General features: G+C 72.2%; 18 protein-coding genes. 9 read left to right on the top strand and 9 right to left on the bottom strand.

What is annotated here, in order from left to right:
- The first annotated feature begins 77 nt into the window (after window positions 1–77).
- The 6 genes from ACFTZC_RS34540 to ACFTZC_RS34515 all read left to right on the top strand — a co-directional run bounded on the left by ACFTZC_RS34540 (window position 78) and on the right by ACFTZC_RS34515 (window position 5,516).
- Window positions 78–464 carry a CoA-binding protein gene (locus tag ACFTZC_RS34540; protein ID WP_382896673.1) on the top strand — a complete coding sequence of 129 codons (387 nt, stop codon included), beginning with the start codon at window positions 78–80 and terminating at the stop codon, window positions 462–464.
- 514 nt (window positions 465–978) lie between these two features.
- Window positions 979–2,760 (top strand): ATP-binding protein, encoded by a 1,782-nt coding sequence (locus ACFTZC_RS34535; RefSeq protein ID WP_382896615.1) that lies wholly within the window; start codon window positions 979–981, stop codon window positions 2,758–2,760.
- Window positions 2,761–2,883: 123 nt separating this feature from the next.
- A complete protein-coding gene (locus ACFTZC_RS34530) occupies window positions 2,884–3,303 on the top strand; it encodes a roadblock/LC7 domain-containing protein (RefSeq protein WP_382896612.1) in 420 nt (139 codons plus the stop codon).
- Entirely contained in the window at window positions 3,300–3,656 is a 357-nt protein-coding gene (locus ACFTZC_RS34525) for a DUF742 domain-containing protein (protein ID WP_382896609.1), read from the top strand. The genes ACFTZC_RS34530 and ACFTZC_RS34525 overlap by 4 nt, the downstream gene beginning before the upstream one ends.
- Window positions 3,637–4,251: an ATP/GTP-binding protein gene (locus ACFTZC_RS34520; RefSeq protein ID WP_365816803.1), complete on the top strand. Its 615-nt coding sequence runs from the start codon at window positions 3,637–3,639 to the stop codon at window positions 4,249–4,251. Before ACFTZC_RS34525 ends, ACFTZC_RS34520 begins: the two co-directional genes overlap by 20 nt.
- Window positions 4,248–5,516 (top strand): cytochrome P450, encoded by a 1,269-nt coding sequence (locus ACFTZC_RS34515; protein WP_382896606.1) that lies wholly within the window; start codon window positions 4,248–4,250, stop codon window positions 5,514–5,516. Before ACFTZC_RS34520 ends, ACFTZC_RS34515 begins: the two co-directional genes overlap by 4 nt.
- 133 nt (window positions 5,517–5,649) lie before the next feature.
- Here the strand turns inward: ACFTZC_RS34515 and ACFTZC_RS34510 are convergent, their stop codons facing one another.
- On the bottom strand, window positions 5,650–6,873 hold the full coding sequence (locus tag ACFTZC_RS34510; protein ID WP_382896603.1) for a cytochrome P450: 1,224 nt from the start codon (window positions 6,871–6,873) through the stop codon (window positions 5,650–5,652).
- A gap of 106 nt (window positions 6,874–6,979) precedes the next feature.
- The gene (locus ACFTZC_RS34505) at window positions 6,980–7,648 is read right to left on the bottom strand and encodes a DedA family protein (RefSeq protein ID WP_382896600.1); all 669 of its coding nucleotides are present in this window, start codon (window positions 7,646–7,648) and stop codon (window positions 6,980–6,982) included.
- Window positions 7,649–7,926: 278 nt separating this feature from the next.
- On the opposite strand from ACFTZC_RS34505, the gene ACFTZC_RS34500 reads away from it, so the two are divergent.
- Window positions 7,927–9,048, top strand: a complete 1,122-nt coding sequence (locus tag ACFTZC_RS34500; RefSeq protein ID WP_382896598.1) for a hypothetical protein — start codon at window positions 7,927–7,929, stop codon at window positions 9,046–9,048.
- Between the two features lie 105 nt (window positions 9,049–9,153).
- Here the strand turns inward: ACFTZC_RS34500 and ACFTZC_RS34495 are convergent, their stop codons facing one another.
- Genes ACFTZC_RS34495 through tuf form a run of 3 tightly spaced genes read right to left on the bottom strand, consistent with a single transcriptional unit; the run spans window position 9,154 to window position 11,932 of the window.
- Window positions 9,154–9,807 carry a class I SAM-dependent methyltransferase gene (locus ACFTZC_RS34495; RefSeq protein ID WP_382896595.1) on the bottom strand — a complete coding sequence of 218 codons (654 nt, stop codon included), beginning with the start codon at window positions 9,805–9,807 and terminating at the stop codon, window positions 9,154–9,156.
- A gap of 28 nt (window positions 9,808–9,835) precedes the next feature.
- Complete coding sequence (locus tag ACFTZC_RS34490; RefSeq protein WP_382896592.1) at window positions 9,836–10,696, bottom strand: spermidine synthase; 861 nt, start codon at window positions 10,694–10,696, stop codon at window positions 9,836–9,838.
- Window positions 10,697–10,753: 57 nt separating this feature from the next.
- Window positions 10,754–11,932, bottom strand: coding sequence for an elongation factor Tu (tuf, locus tag ACFTZC_RS34485; RefSeq protein WP_382896590.1), 1,179 nt, complete (start codon window positions 11,930–11,932; stop codon window positions 10,754–10,756).
- Window positions 11,933–12,327: 395 nt separating this feature from the next.
- Between tuf and ACFTZC_RS34480 the strand changes: the two genes are divergently transcribed.
- The gene (locus ACFTZC_RS34480; protein ID WP_382896587.1) at window positions 12,328–13,050 is read left to right on the top strand and encodes a TVP38/TMEM64 family protein; all 723 of its coding nucleotides are present in this window, start codon (window positions 12,328–12,330) and stop codon (window positions 13,048–13,050) included.
- Between the two features lie 16 nt (window positions 13,051–13,066).
- Here the strand turns inward: ACFTZC_RS34480 and ACFTZC_RS34475 are convergent, their stop codons facing one another.
- The 4 genes from ACFTZC_RS34475 to ACFTZC_RS34460 are packed head-to-tail and all read right to left on the bottom strand — an operon-like array spanning window position 13,067 to window position 19,312.
- Window positions 13,067–14,152 (bottom strand): enoyl-CoA hydratase/isomerase family protein, encoded by a 1,086-nt coding sequence (locus ACFTZC_RS34475; protein ID WP_382896584.1) that lies wholly within the window; start codon window positions 14,150–14,152, stop codon window positions 13,067–13,069.
- A gap of 24 nt (window positions 14,153–14,176) precedes the next feature.
- Complete coding sequence (meaB, locus tag ACFTZC_RS34470; protein ID WP_382896581.1) at window positions 14,177–15,169, bottom strand: methylmalonyl Co-A mutase-associated GTPase MeaB; 993 nt, start codon at window positions 15,167–15,169, stop codon at window positions 14,177–14,179.
- 4 nt (window positions 15,170–15,173) lie between these two features.
- On the bottom strand, window positions 15,174–17,393 hold the full coding sequence (gene scpA, locus ACFTZC_RS34465; RefSeq protein ID WP_382896579.1) for a methylmalonyl-CoA mutase: 2,220 nt from the start codon (window positions 17,391–17,393) through the stop codon (window positions 15,174–15,176).
- Window positions 17,393–19,312 (bottom strand): methylmalonyl-CoA mutase family protein, encoded by a 1,920-nt coding sequence (locus tag ACFTZC_RS34460; protein ID WP_382896576.1) that lies wholly within the window; start codon window positions 19,310–19,312, stop codon window positions 17,393–17,395. The genes scpA and ACFTZC_RS34460 overlap by 1 nt, the downstream gene beginning before the upstream one ends.
- Before the next feature lie 479 nt (window positions 19,313–19,791).
- Between ACFTZC_RS34460 and ACFTZC_RS34455 the strand changes: the two genes are divergently transcribed.
- Entirely contained in the window at window positions 19,792–20,664 is an 873-nt protein-coding gene (locus tag ACFTZC_RS34455) for an undecaprenyl-diphosphate phosphatase (protein ID WP_382896573.1), read from the top strand.
- Window positions 20,665–20,703 lie beyond the last annotated feature (39 nt).

Genomic DNA, 20,703 nt, shown 5'->3' with positions numbered 1-20,703 from the left:
CGAGCGGAGGCGCGTCCCCGGGGAGCGGTGACCCCGCGGGCGCGCGGGCCGGGGGCGGGCCCGCCGATCCGGCGACGATCCGCGAGATCCTGCGGCGCGGCGGCGACACCTGGGCCGTCGTGGGCCTGTCCGCCAACACCTCCCGGGCCGCCTACGGTGTCGCCGCGGTGCTCCAGCGCTACGGCAAGCGTGTCGTACCGGTGCACCCCAAGGCCGAGACGGTGCACGGCGAGCGGGGGTACGCCTCGCTCGCGGACATCCCCTTCCCCGTGGATGTGGTGGACGTGTTCGTCAACAGCCAACTGGCCGGAGCGGTCGCGGACGAGGCGGTCGCCATCGGCGCGAAGGCCGTCTGGTTCCAGCTCGGGGTGATCGACGAACAGGCGTACGAGCGGACTCGGGCGGCGGGACTCGCCATGGTGATGGACCGCTGCCCCGCGATCGAGATCCCGCGGCTCGGCTGAGAGCCACCGACCGCGGGGAGCCGCCGTGTGTTCCCCGGGAAAGTCCACCCGGATTGCACTGCTTTGCGGTGCCCCAGGGCCCGCGCCGCACGGTACCGCGCGGCTCACCCCTCCGGCCTCACATGTCACCGGGCCATCAGACATCACATGGACAGTTGGCCGAAAACAAACGACAGACAACCGAGCCGACACCCCATGAGGAAACGTTCAAGCGCCCGAACCTGGCACACGGGTGCCCCTTCCCTGCACGACTGCCCCATATGGAAAGACTCGTAACGATCAAATTTCTGTACCACACTGACCATGCACGGCGGGTGGCTTCGGGACGAAGTCGCCCGTTGCGCGGGCTCGGGGGACCCTGAGTGCTCCGCCATCGCCTCCCGTGGTTAGCATGAGCGCCACATGTGGTGCGGAAGATCACCGTCCCCATCGGTGTCAGATCCCGCCCATGCGGCCGAAGCCCGCAGGTCGGCCGGTCTGTTCCCCCCGCACTCAAGTACCGAGGGACCGCGGAATGTCAGTGCCTGTCGCCCCCAGCCCGCACCGCATACCCACGGAGCGGTCGTTGTCGCTCGCCGTTCCGCTGACCTTGCTGGTGGTGGCCGGCGCCGCCGGAGGAGCGGTCGCCGCCACGGCGCCGGACCCGGCGCGATCCTGGGTGGCCACCACTGTCGCCGTCGCCTGGGTCTGCCTCACCGTCGCCGTCGTCACCGCCGCCCTGCTGCTGCGCCGGGCGCGCCGCGCCGCCGCCGCGGCGCGCGACGGGAGCAGAACCGCGGAGACACAACTCGCCCAGAACGGCGCCGACGCCGCGCATCTCCTCAACGTCACACTCCCCGCGGTCGTCAAGAAGCTCCGTGAGGGCACGAGCGCCCAGGAGACCTTCGCGACCACGCCGCCGCCGTCCGACCCGCAACTCCGCCGGGTCCTGGAGACGTTCACCGGCGAGATAGCCGCCGCGGAGGCGCGCGCGGCCCGGGCCACCGCCGAGAGCGAGACCGCCGTCGCCCAGCTGACCAAGGCGGCCGACGAACTCGACCTGCTCACCGGCAAGACGCTCCCCGACGCGCTCTCCGGACTGCGCTCGGGCGGCTCCGCCGACACCGTCCTCTCCGGCGTCGTACCGCCCACCGATCCCCGGCTGTGCGTCCTGGTGGACTCCGTGGTCCGGGAGTTCGCGACCAGTGAGCGCCGCGCCGCGGCGGCCCAGGCGGCGAGCGCCAAGGCGCTGAGCCGCGTCCAGGCCAAGGCCGTGTCCATGCTGGCCGACCTGCGCGAGATGCAGGACCGGCACGGCGAGGACGTCTTCGGCGATCTCCTCAAGCTCGACCACAACACCTCGCAGCTCGGGCTGCTCACCGACCGGCTCGCCCTGCTGATGGGCGGGCGCGCGAGCCGCGCCTGGAACAAGCCGATCGCCATGGAGTCGATCCTGCGCGGCGCGGTCGGCCGGATCGCCGCCTACCAGCGGGTCAGGCTGCACTGCTCCAGCAACGCCGCGATCGCCGGATTCGCCGCCGAGCCCGTGATGCACCTGCTCGCCGAACTGATGGACAACGCGGCGAACTTCTCGCCGCCGATCGACGAGGTCCATGTCTACGTCGAGGAGCGCACCGCCGGCGTCGTCGTGACCATCGAGGACAGCGGCCTGAAGATGGCCGCCGCCGCGATGCGCCGCGCCGAGGAGTCCGTCTCGGGGCGGGTGACCGACCTCGCGATGCTCCAGGGCACCCGGCTCGGTCTGGCCGTCGTGGGCCGGCTGGCCGCCAAGTACCGCATCAGCGTCAACTTCCGGCCCTCGTCGCGCGGTGGCACGGGCGTCGTCGTCCTCTTCCCGCCGCAGCTCATGGCCCAGCAGCGCGGCATGACGCCCGAGCAGTCGCTGCGCCGCCCGGCGCCGGAGGCGACCGTGCCCTCCCCCGCCGCCCCGCCCGTCGCCTCCGACACGCCGCCCCCGCCGGTACCGACGTCCACGGCGTGGCCGGTGCTGCCCTCCCCGTCCGCCGCGGCCGACGGCCCCCGTGTCGCGACACCGGGCGGCCTGCCCGTACGCCCGCCGGGCCGCACCATGGCCGCGGCCGACCGCGGCAGGACGCACTCGGAGCCGCAGCCCCCGGCGCCGCAGCCGGAGCGCCGCGACGTGGGTGCCCGGTTCGGCGCCTTCCACCGTGCCCGTAACGCCGCTGACGCCGCGTCCGGCGAGGAGACCGGCACGGGCCCGGACAGCGACTCCGACGTCCCCGGCACCCCCGGCGCTCCCGACACGCCCCCCGCCCCCGGCACGCCGGCCGGATAGCACCGCGTCCACCCCGTACGGCGCCCGGGGCATCGGCGCCCTCATCCCCACCCGGAACGTGAGATCGGAGGCACGGGCGGGCAGGTGACCGGAAGACCGGATCCCTCCCGTCCCACGCACACCATGCAGACCACAGACAACAGCCTGACCTGGCTCCTCGAGAACCTGTTGGAGCGCACCCCCGGGACCCGGCATGCCCTCGTGCTCTCCCGCGACGGACTGAAGCTCTGCTGGAGCCGCCACCTCACCCTCGACCAGGCCGACCAGTTGTCCGCCATCTGCTCCGGCATCCAGGCGCTCGCGCAGGGCGCCTCGGTGGAGTTCGGCAGCGGCAGCGGCGGCGTACGCCACTCGATGACGGAGTTCCACGGCGGGCTCCTGTTCATCGTCGAGGCCGGCGACGGAGCGCACCTGGCGGTCGTCGCCGAGGACGGCGCCGACCCCGGTGTGGTGGGCCACCAGATGAGCGAGCTGGTCGAACAGATCGGTGAGCATCTGCGGGCGGAACCGCGCACACCCGCCGAGGGCAGCGCGCACTCATGATCAGGCGGCCCGTCGACACCGGGGACCCCGACCGGCTGTACACCGTCACCGGTGGCCGCAGCCGGGCCGACGACGACACGTTCGACCTGGTCACCCTGATCGTCAGCGAATGCCAGCCGACCGCGGGGATGCAGTCGGAGCACGTGCGGATCCTGGAGCTGTGCCGCCATCCCATGGCCGTCGTCGAGATCTCCGCCGACCTGCGGCTGCCCGTGACGGTGGTACGGATCCTCCTCGGCGATCTCCTCGCGACGGGCCGCATCACCGCCAGGCACCCGCGCACGGCGCGCTCCGCCGACCTTCCCGACTCCGCTCTCCTGAAGGAGGTGCTCCTTGGACTCCGCAACCTCTGAGCTGCCGGCGCGTACCCCGCTGAGCGACGCCGCAGAGACCGGCCTGAAGATCGTCATCGTGGGCGGCTTCGGGGTCGGCAAGACCACCCTGGTCCGCTCGGTCAGCGAGATAAGACCGCTCAACACCGAAGAGGTCATGACGCAGGCCGGGGTCGGCGTCGACGAGACCGCCGGGCTGACCACGAAGACGACCACGACCGTCGCCTTCGACTTCGGCCGCATCAGCCTCAACGACCGCATGGTGCTCTACTTGTTCGGGGCACCGGGCCAGGAGCGGTTCTGGTTCCTGTGGGACCGGCTCTTCTCGGGCACGCTGGGCGCGGTCGTCCTGGTCGACACCCGGCGGATGAGCGAGTCCTGGTACGCCATCGACCGGCTCGAACACCACCGGACCCCCTTCGTGGTGGCCGTCAACCGGTTCGACGACGACGCCTCGGCGTTCTCGCTGGACGAGATCCGCCAGGCCCTCTCGCTGCCGGAGCATGTGCCGCTGATCGACTGCGACGCGCGGGTCCGCTCCTCCGGCAAGAACGTTCTGATCACCCTCGTGGACCACCTCTACGAACTGGCCATGGCCCGGGAGATGACACCATGACCGACCCCGCAGGACCTGTCGAGGGACAGGCCCCGCCACCCGGCTGCCCCGCGCACGCGGGCGGCGCCGTGCGGCTGGGCGGCCTCGAATACCAGCAGACGCCGTCCCAGCTCTACCGCGCCCTGCGCACGGAGCACGGCGCGGTCGCGCCCATCCTGCTCGACGGCGACATCCCCGCCTGGCTGGTGCTCGGCTACGCCGAGGTCTCCTACGTCACCGGCCACGACGAGCTGTTCGCCCGGGACTCACGGCGCTGGAACCAGTGGCCGAACATCCCCGCCGACTGGCCGCTCATGCCGTTCGTCGGCTACCAGCCCTCGCTGCTGTTCACCGAGGGCGCCGAGCACCAGCGGCGCGCCGGAGTGATCACGGAGGCGCTGGAGGCGGTCGACCAGTTCGAACTCGCCCACACCTGCCGGGAGATCGCCGAGGGGCTCATCGACGCGTTCGCGGGCAGCGGCCAGGCCGAGCTGATGGCCTCGTACGCGCACGCGCTGCCGATGCGCGCGGTGGTCCAGCTCTGCGGGATGCCCGCCGGCGGCGTGGACACCGAGGATCTCGTACGGGACCTGCGGATCTCGCTGGACGCCCCCGAGGACGACGACCCGGTCGCGGCCTACCTGCGGGTGCAGGACCGCATGGAGCGGCTGGTCAAGGAGAAGCGGAACAGCCCCGGCACCGATGTCACGTCGCGGATGCTGGCCCACCCGGCCGGGCTGACGGACGAGGAGGTCGTCCAGGACCTGATCACTGTCATCGCCGCGGCGCAGCAGCCGACGGCCAACTGGATCTGCAACTCGCTGCGGCTGCTGCTGACCGACGACCGGTTCGCGCTGAACGTGTCGGGCGGCCGGCTCAGTGTCGGGCAGGCGCTCAACGAGGTGCTGTGGCTGGACACCCCGACACAGAACTTCGTCGGCCGATGGGCGGTGCGGGACACGCAGCTCGCCGGGCGGCAGATCAAGGCGGGCGACTGCCTGGTCCTCGGCTTCGCGGCGGCCAACACCGATCCGCAGATCTGGCCCGAGGGGCATGTCGGGGCGGAGAACTCGGCGCACCTCTCGTTCAGCAACGGTGAGCACCGCTGCCTCTACCCGGGGCCGCTGCTCGCGGACGTCATCGCCCGTACGGCGGTCGAGACGCTGCTGGAGCGGCTGCCGGACGTGGTGCTGGCCGTGGAACCGCACGAGCTGACCTGGCGGCCGTCGATCTGGATGCGCGGGCTGACCGCGCTGCCGGTGAGCTTCACACCGGTGGTGCAGTAACCGACGGCGTACGGCGGCGGCTCGTGCCGTACGGACCGATGCGCGGGTACGTACCGACGCGGGCGTACGTACCGACGTGCGGGTACGTTTCGGCCGCCGGGCCCGGGAGTTCCGGGCCCGGCGGGCGCCGTGATCAGCCGACCGGTGTGAACTCCACCGGCAGCGACTGCGGTCCCCGGGTGAACACCCCCTGCTCGACCGGGTCGAAGCCGTCCGCCAGCCGGATGTCCGGCATGGCGTCCAGGAGCTGGTTGATCCCGGTCTCGACCTCCGCCTTGGCGAGCAGCGCCCCGACACAGAAGTGCCGGCCGAGGGCGAAGGCGAGATGGTCGGCCGCGGCGGAGAACGCGGTGGTGGCGGTCAGGTCGTCGCGGAAGATGTCGAAGGAGTCCGGCTCCCGGTAGCGCGAGCCGTCGCGGTTGGCCGCTCCGATCAGGCAGGTCACCGTCGAGCCGGCGGGGACGGTGCCGCCGCTCAGCTCCACGTCCGCGGCCGTCTGCCGCATGATCATGTGCACGGGCGGGGTGAACCGGAGCGTCTCCGCGAAGGCCCGGTCGATCAGCGTACGGTCGCGCCGCACGGCGGCGAGCTGCTCGGGGTGGAGCAGGAGGTTCGCGAAGATGCTGGCGATCGCCTTGTCGGTGGTCTCGCCGCCGGCGGCGAGCAGCAGGCTGCAGAACGCCTTGATGTCCTCGTCGCTCATCCGTACGCCGTCGACCTCGGCGGCGCAGAGGGTGGAGAGGAGGTCGTCCCCGAGGTGGTCGCGCCGCTCCCGGATGATCGGCAGCATGTACTCGGCGAACTCGACCCGGGTCCGCTCACCGGCCGCCGCCACCTCGGGGTCGCCCGAGAGGTTGCCCAGGAAGGCGATGACCGCGGTGTACCAGCCGTGGAAACGGCCGTGGTCGGCCTTGTCGAGGCCCAGCATGTCGGCGATGACGTTGACGGGGAAGCGGGTGGCGTACGCCTCGACCAGATCGACGGAGCCGGTGTGCCGGAACGTGTCGATCAGTTCACGGGAGTTGCGTTCGATGACGGGCTGGAACTTGTCCCGCAGATCACCGCCGCGGAAGGCCGGCGCGACCAGGGCGCGGCGTACGGCGTGCTCCCGCCCGCTGAGCTGCAGGATCGTCTTGCCGTGCACGGGTTCGAGCTGCCAGTCGTAGTTGTCGGTGGTGAACACCGACTCCTTGTCCTTGAAGGCCCGTTCGACGTCGTCGTACCGCGAGATGATGTAGCTCTTGGTGGCTTCGTGCCAGATGAGCGGGGCGCTCTCCCGCATCGTCCGGTAGGCGGGGTACGGGTTCTCCGCGAATTCCGGCGACAGTATGTCGGGGATCTGCTCTGCGGTGGCCATGGCACTCCCTCTGTAGGTGCCGCCCGATCGGTAACGGGCGGCACCTCAAGGGTATTGATCATTGGCCGACAGAAACAGGCCAGCTCCTGGCTGTTGGGTGAGTAGCTCAGTCCGCGACGGGTACGGTTTCCGGCTCGGCCGACGCCGCGGCCTTGGCCTGCCGTGCCTTCTCGCCGGCCTTCTTGGCGCGGCTCTTCAGGACGAGCATGGAGGTGATCCCGATGAGGACGGCGAGCACGAGTCCCAGCCAGGAGAAGCGCTTGAGCCATGCCTCGGCGACGACGCCCACGGAGTAGATGACGGCGGTCGTGCCGCCCGCCCACACGATGCCGCCCAGCACGTTGGCGATCAGGAACTTCCAGTACGGCATGCGCAGGACGCCCGCGAGCGGTCCGGCGAAGATCCGGAGCAGGGCGACGAAGCGGCCGAAGAAGACCGCCCACATGCCCCACTTCTCGAACGACCGCTCCGCCATGGCGATCTGGTCCTCGCCGAAGTGCTTGGGGAATTTCGCGCCGAGCCAGGCGAGCAGCGGCCTGCCGCCCTTGCGTCCGATGGCGTAGCCGATCGAGTCACCGATGATCGCGCCGGCCGTGGCGCAGGCACCGAGGATGTACGGGTTGATCTCGCCGTGCTGGGAGGCGAGCAGCGCGGAGCTGACGAGAACGATCTCGCCGGGCAGCGGGATACCGAGGCTCTCCAGTCCGATGACCACCCCGACCAGGATGTAAATACTGACCGCGGGGATGGTCTCCAGCCACTCCTGGACGTGCAACGGCGGTTCCTCCTGTGCGTCACTGGTTCCGTGGGCCGAGCCGCCATGGGCCGGATTCCCGGATTCCGGGTTCCCTGTGCCGGCGCGCGCGGCGCGCGCCGCGCGGGCGCACGCGGCGCAGCCTACCCGGGGTGACGGCCACGGGAAATTCGGGGCGCCCGCCGCCGGGCCGCGACCGTGACATCACCCGCGACATTACTTACGGGTAGGGCAGCTTCACCAACCCCTGACAAGGCGGACGTAGCAGCCCCGCCGGGTCCCCTCTATCGTTACTGGCCATGTGGCAAGGACAGCAGCCGCCCGGGGGCGAGCAGAACCCGCAGGACCAGAATCCCAATCCGTACCAGCAGCCGGGGTACCAGCAGCCGAACCCGTACCAGCAGCCGGGATACCCGCAGCAGCCCGGGTACGGCTATCCGCAGCAGCCGGGGGCCGAGCAGCAGCCCGGATATCAGCAGCCCGGATATCAGCAGCCGGGGTACCAGCAGCCCAACCCGTACCAGCAGCAGCCGACGGTGCCGACGCAGTACGCCGCGGCCGAGACGCCCGGCGGACCCGGGCCCTCGGGGGACGACAAGAAGAAGACGACGATCGTGGCGGTCGTCGCGGCCTCGGTGGTCGTGATCGCCGCCGCGGGCACGGCGTTCTTCGTGCTGGGCAAGGATGACGGTTCAAGCGACAAGGCGGCGGACCCGAAGACGTCGGCGTCGGCCTCGGCGTCCGGTTCCGACGAGCCGAGCACAGGGGCCTCGCAGGAGAACCCGCGCAGCGGCGCGGCCTCCGAGCCGCAGGTCGAGGGCTGGAAGGTCGTGACCAACCCCAAGCACGGGACGCAGTTCGACGTTCCCGCCGACTGGGAGGTCTCGAAGCCGGGGATCATAGCCGGTTTCGAGGATGTCGAGAAGGGTGACGGCTCGCCCGCGATCTCCTTCTCCGCGCCGGCCTACTTCAAGTCGGAGTGGTGCTCGCAGGACACGAACAAGGACGGCAAGCAGGAGTACAGCAGCCTGGCGGGCACCGGCACCAAGGGCGCGAGGGGCGCCACGGACACGGCGACGGCCTCGCAGAACGAGGCGGGCAGCTGGGTGTGGGCCGCGTACGCGCAGCACGAGCCGAAGTCCACGCTGAAGCAGAAGATCAAGGTCGGCAAGCCCGAGGCGTTCACCACCACGTCGGGGCTCAAGGGGCACTTCACGACGGCCGAGAGCACGGGGCTCGACCTGAAGAACAAGTGCGACACCGACGGCAAGGCGATCGCCTTCACGTTCACCAACGCCAAGGGCGACTACGCGACGTGGGTCCTGTACGCGAACAAGGGCGTGCCGGACGAACTGTCCGAGGCGACGATGAAGAAGATCATGGGCACGGTCCGCCTCGCGGGGGCGTCCCCGGAGTCCTGACCGGAATCCACCGGCCGGTACCACCGCCGACCGGTCCAGCCGCCGGCCGGGAGCCGGACGTCCCGGCCCCCGGCGGCCGGCGGCTGGACCGCCGTACGCGGGCGCCTAGCCGTCGGCGGGCCGGTGGGCCAGGAGGTACGCCTGGGGGACCTTTTCGGTGCCGCTGGGCTCGCGCACCAGACGGGCGTCCATCCTGAAGCCCGCCTTCTCCAGCCCCTCGGTGACCCGGTCGGGCGAGAGCCGGTGGAAGTCGAGGGACACGGTGTGGCCGAACGCCTCGGTGAAGCGCAGTGGTGCGTCGCCGACCTGGAAGGCGATCAGGAGGTGGCCGCCCGGGGCCAGCACGCGGTGGAACTCCGCGAACACCTCGGGATGCGACTCCGGCGGGACATGGATGACGGAGTACCAGGCGAGCAGGCCCGTGAGGGAGCCGTCCGGGAGGTCCAGCGCGGTCATCGACCCCTCGTCGAAGCGCAGCTCCGGGTGGTCGCGCCGGGCCAGCGCCAGCATCGCCGGGGACAGGTCGATCCCGGAGAGGCGTACGCCGAGGGAGTGCAGGAACCCGGTCACCCGGCCCGCCCCGCTGCCCACCTCGACGACGGGGCCGCCCCCGGCGCCCTTGATCAGCTCGGCGAAGGCCGTGAGCATGGCTGTGCCCAGCGGACCGTCCGCCAGCATGGTGGGGAACGTCTCGGCGTAGTCGCCGGCGATCTTGTCGTAACCCTCGCGGGTGTCACGCAGAAAGGTGGCTTCCGTCATGACGAGGACAGTAACCGGGGCCCGCTGGTCAGCCCACGGAAAACGCGCCATCGGGCGGCCGCGGCGAGGGGACCGCGCCCGCGTCCCGTACGGGTGCCGCGTCCCCGGTGAACCGGCGGAGCGACGCGCCGTGTTCGACCCGGGCGGGGAAGGCGTCCGCGGCGGTGCGGCGGGCCAGGGACGCCGTGTCGAGCGGGCGGTGCGAGGCGACCAGCACGGCGTTGCCGAAGCGCCGCCCGCGCAGTACGGGCGGTTCCGCGATCAGGGCCAGCTCCGCGAAGGCCGTGGCGAATGTGGCCAGTTGTGATCGGAGGAAGGCGAACGGGGCGCCGTCCGCGAGATTCGCCGCGTAGACCCCGTCCGCGCGCAGCACCCGCGCGGCCTCCCGCGCGTACTCGACGGAGGTGAGGTGCGCGGGGATCCGCGAGCCGCCGAAGACATCGGCGATCAACACGTCCGCGGAGCGGTCGGGCGCCGCTTCGAGGAAGCGCCGGGCGTCCGCCGTGTGGGCGGTGATCCCCGCGTCCGCCGGTATCGGCAGCTCCTGCTCGACCAGTGCCAGCAGCGCCGCGTCGGCCTCCACCACGGACTGCGCGGAGCCGGGGCGGGTCGCTGCGATGTAGCGGGGCAGGGTGAGGGCGCCGCCGCCGAGGTGGAGCACCGTGAGCGGCGCGGGCGGCTCCGCCCACCCTGCGGACGCCGCGCAGTCGACGACATGGGCGAGGCGCCGTACGTACTCGAACTCCAGGTGCGCCGGCTCGTCCAGGTCGACGTACGACTGGGGCGCGCCGTCGACCGTCAGCAGCCAGGCCCGCGCCCGGTCCACGTCGGGCAGGAGCCTGGCGGTGCCGTGGTCGACGGCGCGGATGACGGGGATCGACTCGTTCACCGTCCCATTGTGCGCCGCCCCGGGGACCCGGGTGCGGGGTCCCCGGGGCGGCCGTGGTCACAGCAGGGTGGTGACCGTGCCGGCGCCGACCGTACGGCCGCCCTCGCGGATCGCGAAGCCGAGCCCCGGCTCCAGCGGGATGTCGCGGCCCAGCTCCACGGTCACGGTGACCGTGTCCCCGGGGCGTGCCACGCCCGCCTCGCCCAGGTCGATGTCGCCGACGACATCCGCCGTACGGATGTAGAACTGGGGCCGGTAACCGCTGCTCACCGGTGTGGTCCTGCCGCCTTCCTTCGTGGACAGGACGTACACCCGCGCGGTGAAGCGCCGGCTCGGGACGACGCTCTCCGGCGCCGTGACGACATGGCCCCGGCGGACCGCGTCGCGCGGCATGCCGCGCAGCAGCAGCGCGACGTTGTCGCCGGCCTCGGCGGACTCCATCGGCTTGCCGAAGGTCTCCAGCCCGGTGACAGTGGTGGGCTGCGGTCCGGTGGCGGCGCCCAGCACCTCCACCCGGTCGCCGACCCGCACCGTGCCGCGCTCGACAGCGCCGGTGACGACCGTGCCGCGCCCGGTGATGGTGAGGACGTTCTCCACCGGGAGCAGGAACGGCGCGTCCGTGTACCTGACCGGCATCGGCACATACGTGTCGACCGCGTCGAGCAGCGCCTCCACGGCGGCGGTCCACCGTGGCTCGCCCGCCAGCGCGCCGAGCGCGGAGACCCGTACGACGGGCGCCGCGTCGCCGCCGTAGCCGTGCTCGGTGAGCAGCTCGCGGACCTCCAGCTCGACCAGGTCGGTCAGCTCGTCGTCCCCCAGGTCGGCCTTGGTGAGCGCGACGACGATGTGGTTGACGCCGACCTGCCGGGCGAGCAGGACGTGCTCGGCGGTCTGCGGCATGATCCCTTCGAGCGCGGACACGACGAGGATCGCCCCGTCGAGCTGGGCGGCGCCGGTGACCATGTTCTTGATGTAGTCGGCGTGGCCGGGCATGTCGACATGCGCGTAGTGCCGGGTGTCGGTCTCGTACTCGACGTGCGCGATGTTGATGGTGATCCCCCGCGCGGCCTCCTCGGGGGCCCGGTCGATCCGGTCGAAGGGCACGAAGGTGCCGGTCCCGCGGTCGCTGAGGACCTTGGTGATGGCGGCGGTCAAGGTGGTCTTGCCGTGGTCGACGTGGCCCATGGTGCCGATGTTGACGTGCGGCTTGGTGCGCACGTATGCCGTCTTGGGCATTGGTTCCTGCCTGGACTCGAAGCGTGAGCGGGACCCCTGGGCCTTGCCGACCCTCCCCCTGCGGGGTCCGCCGGACGTTCCGGGAAGGGTCAGCTTCGGGCGCCGCCGAGAGGCGCCTGGACTGCGGCCGCTGCCGCTGCGAGCGGCGCCGCCGCCAGGTGCCCGGCAGCCTTCGGCGCGTCCGCGACTGCGGACGGCGCTGCGAGGAAGGCGTACCGGAACATGCCGCCGATCCTGTCCCATGCCCGGCGCCACGTCGAATGGTTTTCCGCGGGCGGCCGGTTGGCGCGCTCAGGGGGTGCGCTCAGCGAGTGGGCACGCTCGACCGATGAGGTCCGGTACGACGTGCGCCACACTTTACGTCGCTCCTCCATCGGGTCGGTTAGTCTCCCCGAATGCTCGACACCGTCCCCCGGTCTGCCCCGGACCAAGGTCCCGCTGTCGTTGTCCGCCGCTCCAGGGCGCTGCTCTCGCCCTGGTTCCGTTTCGCCGTGCTGATCGCCGTGCTGGGCGCGGCGGCCACCGTGGTGCTGCTGTACGAGCCACAGCGGCTGCTCGCGGACGGCTGGCCCGAACAGCTGCGCGGGAGCACGGCCGTGGCGCTGTTCGCCGTGGCGTACGGGCTGTGCGCCACCGCGTTCGTCCCGCGCCCGCTGCTCAATCTCGCCGCGGGCGCGCTCTTCGGCTCGGCGTTCGGCCTGGCGGCGGCGCTCGGCGGGACGGTGCTGGCGGCGGGGGCGTCCTTCGCGCTCGGCCGCCTGCTCGGGCAGGACGCGCTGCGGCCGCTGCTGCGGGGCCGCTGGCTGAAGGCGGCGGACGGGCAGCTCAGCGGGCACGGCTTCCGGTCGATGCTGGCCATCCGGCTCTTCCCCGGCGTGCCGTTCGCCGCGGCGAACTACTGCGCGGCGGTCTCCCGGATGCGAGCGTCGTCGTTCCTGCTGGCGACGGCGATCGGATCGGTCCCGAACACGGCGGCGTACGTGATCGCGGGCAGCCGGGCCTCCTCGCCGACCTCACCGGCGTTCCTGCTGGCGACCGGGTTCATCGTGGTCACGGCGGTGGCCGCGGGCGTGCTCGCCTGGCGGGAGCGGCACCGCCTCCCCGGACGCCGCGCCTAGAGTCCCCCCGTTCGGATCAGAGGGTGAGGTGCGCTGTTCCCTCGGCCAGCCCGAGGTCGCCGTCGGGCGGCGGGGCCGCGAAGCGTGCCACATCCGCCTCGGTGACCTCCGCGAGTTCCCTCGGCGACCAGCGCGGCGCGCGGTCCCTGTCGATGAGCCGGGCGCGGATCCCCTCCACCAGATCGGGGTGGGCGAGCGCGGCGCACGAGGCGCGGTAGGCGCGGTCGAGCGTCTCCTCCAGTGTGCTCGGCGGCCCGTCCCGGCGTATCGCGGCGAGCGTCGCCTTCAGGGCCGTCGGTGAGCGGGAGAGCAGGGTCTGCGCGGCGTCCTTCGCCGCGGGCACCCCGCTGTCCAGCAGCCGTCCGACGATCTCCGGGACCGAGCCGGCCGCGTAACAGGCGTCGATCCACGGACGGTCCCCGGCGAGCCGGCCCCCGGGCGGCGTGGCCGCGTACCGCAGGACCGTCTCCCGTACGCCCGCCGCGTCCCGTACCCCGGGCGCGGCCAGGGCGTCGCACAGCGCGGTCAGCCGCTCGGCGGGGACGAAGTGGTCCGCGAGCCCGCACAGCAGCGCGTCGGCCGCGCCCACCGTGTTCCCGGTGAGGGCGAGGTGGGTGCCGAGTTCGCCGGGCGCGCGGGCCAGCAGGTAGGTGCCGCCGACGTCGGGGACGAGGCCGATGGCGGTCTCCGGCATGGCGACGGCGGACCGCTCGGTGACGATCCGCACCGCGGCGTGAGCGGAGAGACCTACGCCGCCGCCCATCACGATGCCGTCCATGAGCGCGACGAAGGGGATCGGGCAGTGCGCGATACGGGAGTTGAGCCGGTACTCGTCGCGCCAGAAGGCGGGCGTGGCGGTGGCGCCGGCGCGGGCGTCCTCGTGGATGGCTCGGATGTCGCCGCCGGCGCAGAGCCCGCGCTCCCCCGCGCCGGAGAGGATCACGGCCGTCACGCTCGCGTCGCGCTCCCACCGGTCCAGGGCGGCGTTGATGGTCAGCACCATGGGGTGGGTCAGGGCGTTGAGGGCGCGCGGGCGGTTCAGCGTGATGCGGGCGGTGGAGCCCGCCCGGCCGAGGAGCACCGGTTCGTCGTCGTGGACCATGCCGCCCAGTATCGGGCACGGCGGTTACGGCCGGGCCAGCGCCTCAATGATCCGCTCGGCGGCGAGCGTCGCGGTCAGCGTGCCCTCCCGTACCTGCCGTTCCAGCGCGGGCGCCACCTCCCGTACGCCCGGGTGCTCGCGCAGCCGGTCCAGGAGGTGGTCGCGGACCATCGTCCAGGCCCAGTCGACCTGCTGGTCGCTGCGCTTGCGCGTGAGACGGCCGTCGGCCTCCAGGACCCGGCGGTGTTGTTCGAGCCGTTCCCACACCGCGTCGAGTCCGGTCCCCTCGCGGGCGCTGCAGTGGAGCACCGGGGGTGTCCAGGCCGCGTCCACCGGGTGCATCAGCCGGAGCGCGCCCGCGAGTTCGCGCGCCGCGGAGCGCGCGTCGCGTTCGTGCGGGCCGTCGGCCTTGTTGACGGCGATGACGTCGGCCAGTTCCAGGACGCCCTTCTTGATGCCCTGGAGCTGGTCGCCGGTGCGCGCGAGGGTGAGCAGCAGGAAGGAGTCGACCATGTCGGCGACCGCCGTCTCCGACTGCCCCACGCCCACGGTCTCGACGAGGACGACGTCGTAACCCGCCGCCTCCATCACGACGATGGTCTCCCGGGTCGCCTTGGCGACCCCGCCCAGCGTGCCCGCCGTGGGCGAGGGCCGGACGAACGCGGCCGGGTCCGCCGCCAGCCGCTCCATCCGGGTCTTGTCGCCCAGGATGGAGCCGCCGGTCCTGCTGGAGGACGGGTCGACGGCGAGGACGGCGACCCGGTGGCCGAGGCCGGTGAGCAGGGTGCCGAGCGCGTCGATGAAGGTCGACTTGCCGACCCCGGGCACCCCGCTGACCCCGATCCGGCGGGCCCGCCCCGAGTGCGGCAGCAGCTCCGTCAGCAGCCGCTGCGCGAGTGCGCGGTGGTCGGCCCGGGTGGACTCCACCAGGGTGACAGCACGGGCGATGTACGAACGGGAGCCGTCCAGGACGCCCTTGACGTAGGTGTCGATGTCGATCTCGCTGCGGGGCGCCACCCGTTCACCGCTCGTGGCCGAGCGAGGCCGCCAGGGAGACCAGCAGGTCGTGCGCCGCGTCGGGAATGACCGTGCCCGGCGGGAACACCGCCGCCGCGCCCGCCCGGCGCAGCTCCTCGACGTCCTGGGGCGGGATCACCCCGCCGACGACGATCATGATGTCCGCCCGGCCCTCCGCGGCGAGTTCCTCGCGCAGCGCCGGTACGAGGGTGAGGTGCCCGGCGGCCAGCGAGGAGACGCCGACGATGTGCGCGTCGGCCTCGACCGCCTGCCGGGCCACCTCGGCCGGCGTCTGGAAGAGCGGGCCGACGTCGACGTCGAAGCCCAGGTCGGCGAAGGCGGTCGCGATCACCTTCTGGCCGCGGTCGTGGCCGTCCTGGCCCATCTTGGCCACCAGGATGCGCGGGCGGCGTCCCTCGGCCTCCTCGAACTCCCGGGCGGCCGCGCGGGTGCGCTCGACGGCCGGGGAGCTGCCTGCCTCGTTGCGGTACACACCGGCGATGGTACGGATCTGGCCCGAGTGGCGCCCGTACACCTTCTCCAGGGCGTCGGAGATCTCGCCGACGGTGGCCTTGGCGCGGGCGGCGTCCACCGCGAGGGCGAGGAGGTTGCCGTCGAGCCCGGGGCCGGGTCCGGACGCGGCGGCGGCGGTGAGGGCGCGCAGCGCGTCCTGGCAGGCGGGCTCGGAGCGCTCGGCGCGCAGCCGGCGCAGCTTCTCGATCTGCTGGGCGCGTACGGAGGAGTTGTCGACCTTGAGGACGTCAATCTTCTCGTCGGTCTCGACGCGGTACTTGTTGACGCCGATGACGGGCTGGCGCCCGGAGTCGATCCGCGCCTGGGTGCGGGCGGCGGCCTCCTCCACCCGGAGCTTCGGGATGCCGGCGTCGATGGCCTGGGCCATGCCGCCGGCCGCCTCGACCTCCTCGATGTGCTGCCAGGCGCGGCGCGCGAGGTCGTAGGTGAGCTTCTCCACGTACGCGCTGCCGCCCCACGGGTCGGTGACCCGGCAGGTGCCGGACTCCTGCTGGATGAGGAGCTGGGTGTTGCGGGCGATGCGGGCGGAGAAGTCGGTGGGCAGGGCCAGCGCCTCGTCGAGCGCGTTGGTGTGCAGCGACTGGGTGTGGCCCTGGGTGGCGGCCATCGCCTCGACGCAGGTGCGGGTGACGTTGTTGAAGACGTCCTGCGCGGTGAGGGACCAGCCGGAGGTCTGGGAATGGGTGCGCAGGGAGAGCGACTTGGCGTTCTGCGGGTCGAACTTCTTGACCAGCTTGGCCCAGAGCAGCCGGGCCGCCCGCAACTTGGCGATCTCCATGAAGAAGTTCATGCCGATGGCCCAGAAGAAGGAGAGCCGGGGCGCGAACGCGTCCACGTCGAGCCCGGCGCCGAGTCCGGCGCGCAGGTACTCGACGCCGTCGGCGAGGGTATAGGCCAGCTCCAGGTCGGCGGTCGCGCCCGCCTCCTGGATGTGGTAGCCGGAGATCGAGATGGAGTTGTAGCGGGGCATCCTCTGCGAGGTGTACGCGAAGATGTCGGAGATGATCCGCATCGAGGGTTTCGGCGGATAGATGTAGGTGTTGCGGACCATGAACTCCTTGAGGATGTCGTTCTGGATGGTCCCGGCGAGCTTCTCGGGCGGTACGCCCTGTTCCTCCGCCGCCACGATGTAGAGGGCGAGTACGGGCAGCACGGCGCCGTTCATCGTCATCGAGACGCTCATCCGGTCGAGCGGGATGCCGTCGAAGAGCCGTCGCATGTCGTAGATCGAGTCGATGGCGACCCCGGCCATGCCGACGTCGCCGGTGACCCGGGGGTGGTCGCTGTCGTAGCCGCGATGGGTCGGCAGGTCGAAGGCGACCGACAGGCCCTTCTGTCCGGCCGCCAGGTTGCGCCGGTAGAAGGCGTTGGACTCCTCCGCGGTGGAGAACCCGGCGTACTGGCGGATGGTCCAGGGCTGGTTGACGTACATCGTGGGGTACGGGCCGCGCAGGTACGGCGCGATCCCGGGGTAGGTGCCGAGGAAGTCGAGCCCGGTCAGGTCGTCGGCCGTGTAGAGCGGTTTGACGGCGATGCCCTCCGGGGTGTCCCAGCGGAGGTCGTCGTCGCCCTTCCCGGTCCGTTCCTTGACGGCGGTGCGCCACTGGTCGGCGGTGACTTCGGCGCTGTCGGCGCTGTCGGCGCTGTCGGCGGGGTGCAGTTCGATCTCGGAGAAGTCGGGGATCCCCATCACGCCACTCCCATCCGGTCGAGGACCGAGGTGAGGACGGCGATCGCGTCGCCGCCCGCGACGACGAAGTCGTCGACCCCGGCCCGTACATAGGTCTCACGCTGTTCGCCGGGGCGGCCGGCGAGGAACACCTGCCCGGCGCCCGCCGACTTGAGCGCCTCGGCGACGGGTGCGGCGCCCTCGGCGTAGAGCGCGTCGCTGGAGCAGATGCAGGCGACGCCCGTCCCGCTGCGGGTGAAGGCGTCGGCGGCGGTCGCCGGGTCGATCAGGCCGGCCGGCTCCGGGTCCTGGACGGGTTCGATGCCGCCGGCCTGGAAGAGGCCGGCGGCGAAGGCGGCGCGGGCGGTGTGCGCGGCGGCGGGGCCGAGCGTGGCGAGGAAGACGCGGGGCCGGGAGCCGGTGGCGGCGAGGTGCGCGTCGGAGCGGGCGCGCAGTTCCTCGTACGCCTCGTCGCGCCGGACGACGGGCAGCCCACCCGGCAACGGCGCGGGCGGCACGGGCGGCGCGTCGCGCTCCACCGGGGGCTGGGACAGCTGCGGGAACTCGCTGACGCCGGTGATGGGTTCGCGCCGCCGGGCGAGGTTCGTGGAGCGCTCGGCCCAGGTGGCGGCGAGCCGCTCGCCGACGAGTCCCGAGCGCAGGGCGGCGTGCTGGCCGCCCGCGCGTTCGATCTCCTGGAACCAGGCCCAGGCGGCGTGGGCGAGTTCGTCGGTGAGGCGCTCGACGTACCAGGAGCCGCCGACGGGGTCGATGACGCGGCCGAGGTGGGACTCCTCCAGCAGGATCGTCGAGGTGTTGCGGGCGATCCGGCGGGCGAAGGCGTCGGGGAGTCCGAGGGCGTGGTCGAAGGGGAGCACGGTCACGGCGTCGGCGCCGCCCACCCCGGCGGCGAGCGCGGCGACCGTGGTGCGCAGCATGTTCACCCAGGGGTCGCGGCGGGTCATCATCACGGCGGAGGTGACGGCGTGCTGGCGCTGCGCCGAGGCGGCGGGGCCGGCGCCGCTGACCTCCGCGACGCGGGCCCACAGCCGCCGGGCGGCGCGGAGTTTGGCGATGGTCAGGAACTGGTCGGCGGTGGCCGCGTACCGGAATTCGAGCTGGCGGCAGGCGGCGTCCACGGAGAGCCCCGCGGCGGTGAGGTCGCGCAGCCAGCCGACGCCGGTGGCGAGCGAACACCCCAGTTCCTGCGCGTCGGAGGCGCCGGCCTCGTGGTAGGGCAGGGCGTCCACGGCGATGGCGCACAGGCCGGGGTAGTCGCGGTCGCAGAGGGAGGCGAGTGCGGTGGCCTCGGCCGTACGGTCCGTCATGTCGCGTCCCGTACGGGCGAATCGGCCGACCGGGTCGGCGCCGAGGGTGCCGCGCACCGCCTCGCGGGCCACTCCGCGCTCGTCGTGGATCCGCAGCAACTCACGTGCGGCGGGCTCGAACGCGTCGCCCGCGTCGAGTGCGACGGGCGCCAGGTCGAGATGGACGCCGTCGAGCGCGGCGGCGAGCGCGGACACGGGCACCCCGTCCGTGCCGACGGCGAGCCACAGGGAGGTGACCCCGTTCTCCAGGTCGGCGAGGACCGCCTCGTTGGTCAGGGCGGGGTCGGGTCGGGTGTGGCGCTGGCGCACGTCCCACCCGGAGACGGCGCCGCCCTCCGGCCTGCCGCCGCGGGTGAACGGCGCGAAGCCGGGGAAGCCTCCGGTGCCGGGGGCTCCGTCGGGGGCTGCGCCGGGGGCGTCCTCCGCCGTGTAGAGGGGCCGGGTGGACAACCCGTCCTGGAGCGCGGTGGAGAGCGCTTCCTCGGCCGCCGCCCCCGCCGCGTCCCGGCCCGTCCTGCGCAGCACACCTGACACCAGGTTCTGCCACTGTTCGCGGGTCGCGTCGGGGAACTCTGCTGCCAGGGAAAGCCCGTCGTCATTGAGGACCGTCATGGCGCGATCGTAGGACAGCGCGTTGATCGCGCAGCAGAGCGCGTGGCTGTGACCTTCCCCTCTCCCGCCCCTCCGGGATCCCTTCGGATGAGGGTTCCGCCGGTGCGGGGGCGCGCGGTACGGGAGGGCGGCGTACGGGCGGTGTGCGCCGTACGGCGGCCCCCGTGACGTCAGATCCCTGCCGCCGTCCGTTCACCCGCAGGCGCTACGCTGCCCACGCCCGGGACGATGAGATCGCCATAGTTTGCGCCTGAACGGGGTCATTTGACATGCCATGACTCCGCCCCAGCAGCGCCGCGCAGAAGAGGAGTCAGTGTGTGCGGCCCCTCTCCTTCCCCCATATGAGCGACTCCCTGTCCGGGCCGCAGGCCCTCACTCCTCCCGCACCCTTCCCTCGTCCACTGCCCCTCACCACCGCTCACCGGACCGTCGTCGCGCCGGCCGGTGGCTGATCATCTTTTGGATGGCGTCCTCCTCCCATGTCTTGGTTCGAATCTTTCATCCTGGGGCTCGTCCAGGGGCTGACCGAGTTCCTGCCCATCTCGTCCAGCGCGCATCTGCGGCTGACCGCGGTGTTCGCGGGCTGGCACGACCCGGGCGCGGCGTTCACCGCGATCACCCAGATCGGCACGGAAGCGGCCGTGCTGATCTACTTCCGCAAGGACATCGCCCGCATCCTCTCGGCGTGGTTCCGTTCGCTGACGAACAAGGAGATGCGCGGCGACCACGACGCGCAGATGGGGTGGCTGGTCATCGTCGGCTCGATCCCGATCGGGGTCCTGGGCGTCACGCTGAAGGACCAGATCGACGGGCCGTTCCGGGATCTGCGGCTGATCGCCGTCACGCTGATCGTGATGGGCATCGTCCTCGGCGTCGCCGACCGGCTGGCGGCCCGCGACGAGACGGGCGGCAAGCACCGCTCGATCAAGGAGCGCAAGTCGCTGAAGGACCTGAGCGTCAGGGACGGTCTGATCTTCGGCTTCTGCCAGGCGATGGCCCTGGTGCCGGGCGTCTCCCGGTCGGGCGCGACGATCAGCGGGGGTCTGCTGATGGGCTACACCCGTGAGGCGGCGGCCCGCTACTCGTTCCTGCTCGCGATCCCGGCCGTGCTGGCCTCGGGTGCGTACGAGCTGAAGGACGCGGGCGAGGGCCATGTCTCCTGGGGGCCGACCCTCTTCGCGACCCTGGTCGCCTTCGTGGTGGGATACGCGGTCATCGCCTGGTTCATGAAGTTCATCACCACGAAGAGCTTCATGCCGTTCGTGATCTACCGGGTGCTGCTGGGCATCGCCATCCTCGTCCTGGTCGGTACGGACACACTGAGCCCGCACGCGGGCGAGTCGGCCGGCTGACCGCGTACGGGCCCTGTGCGACCGGGACGGAACGGTGAC

The organism is Streptomyces sp. NPDC056987, assembly GCF_042673865.1.
GTDB lineage: Bacteria > Actinomycetota > Actinomycetes > Streptomycetales > Streptomycetaceae > Streptomyces.
This window is presented reverse-complemented; position numbering and strand designations above follow the sequence as displayed.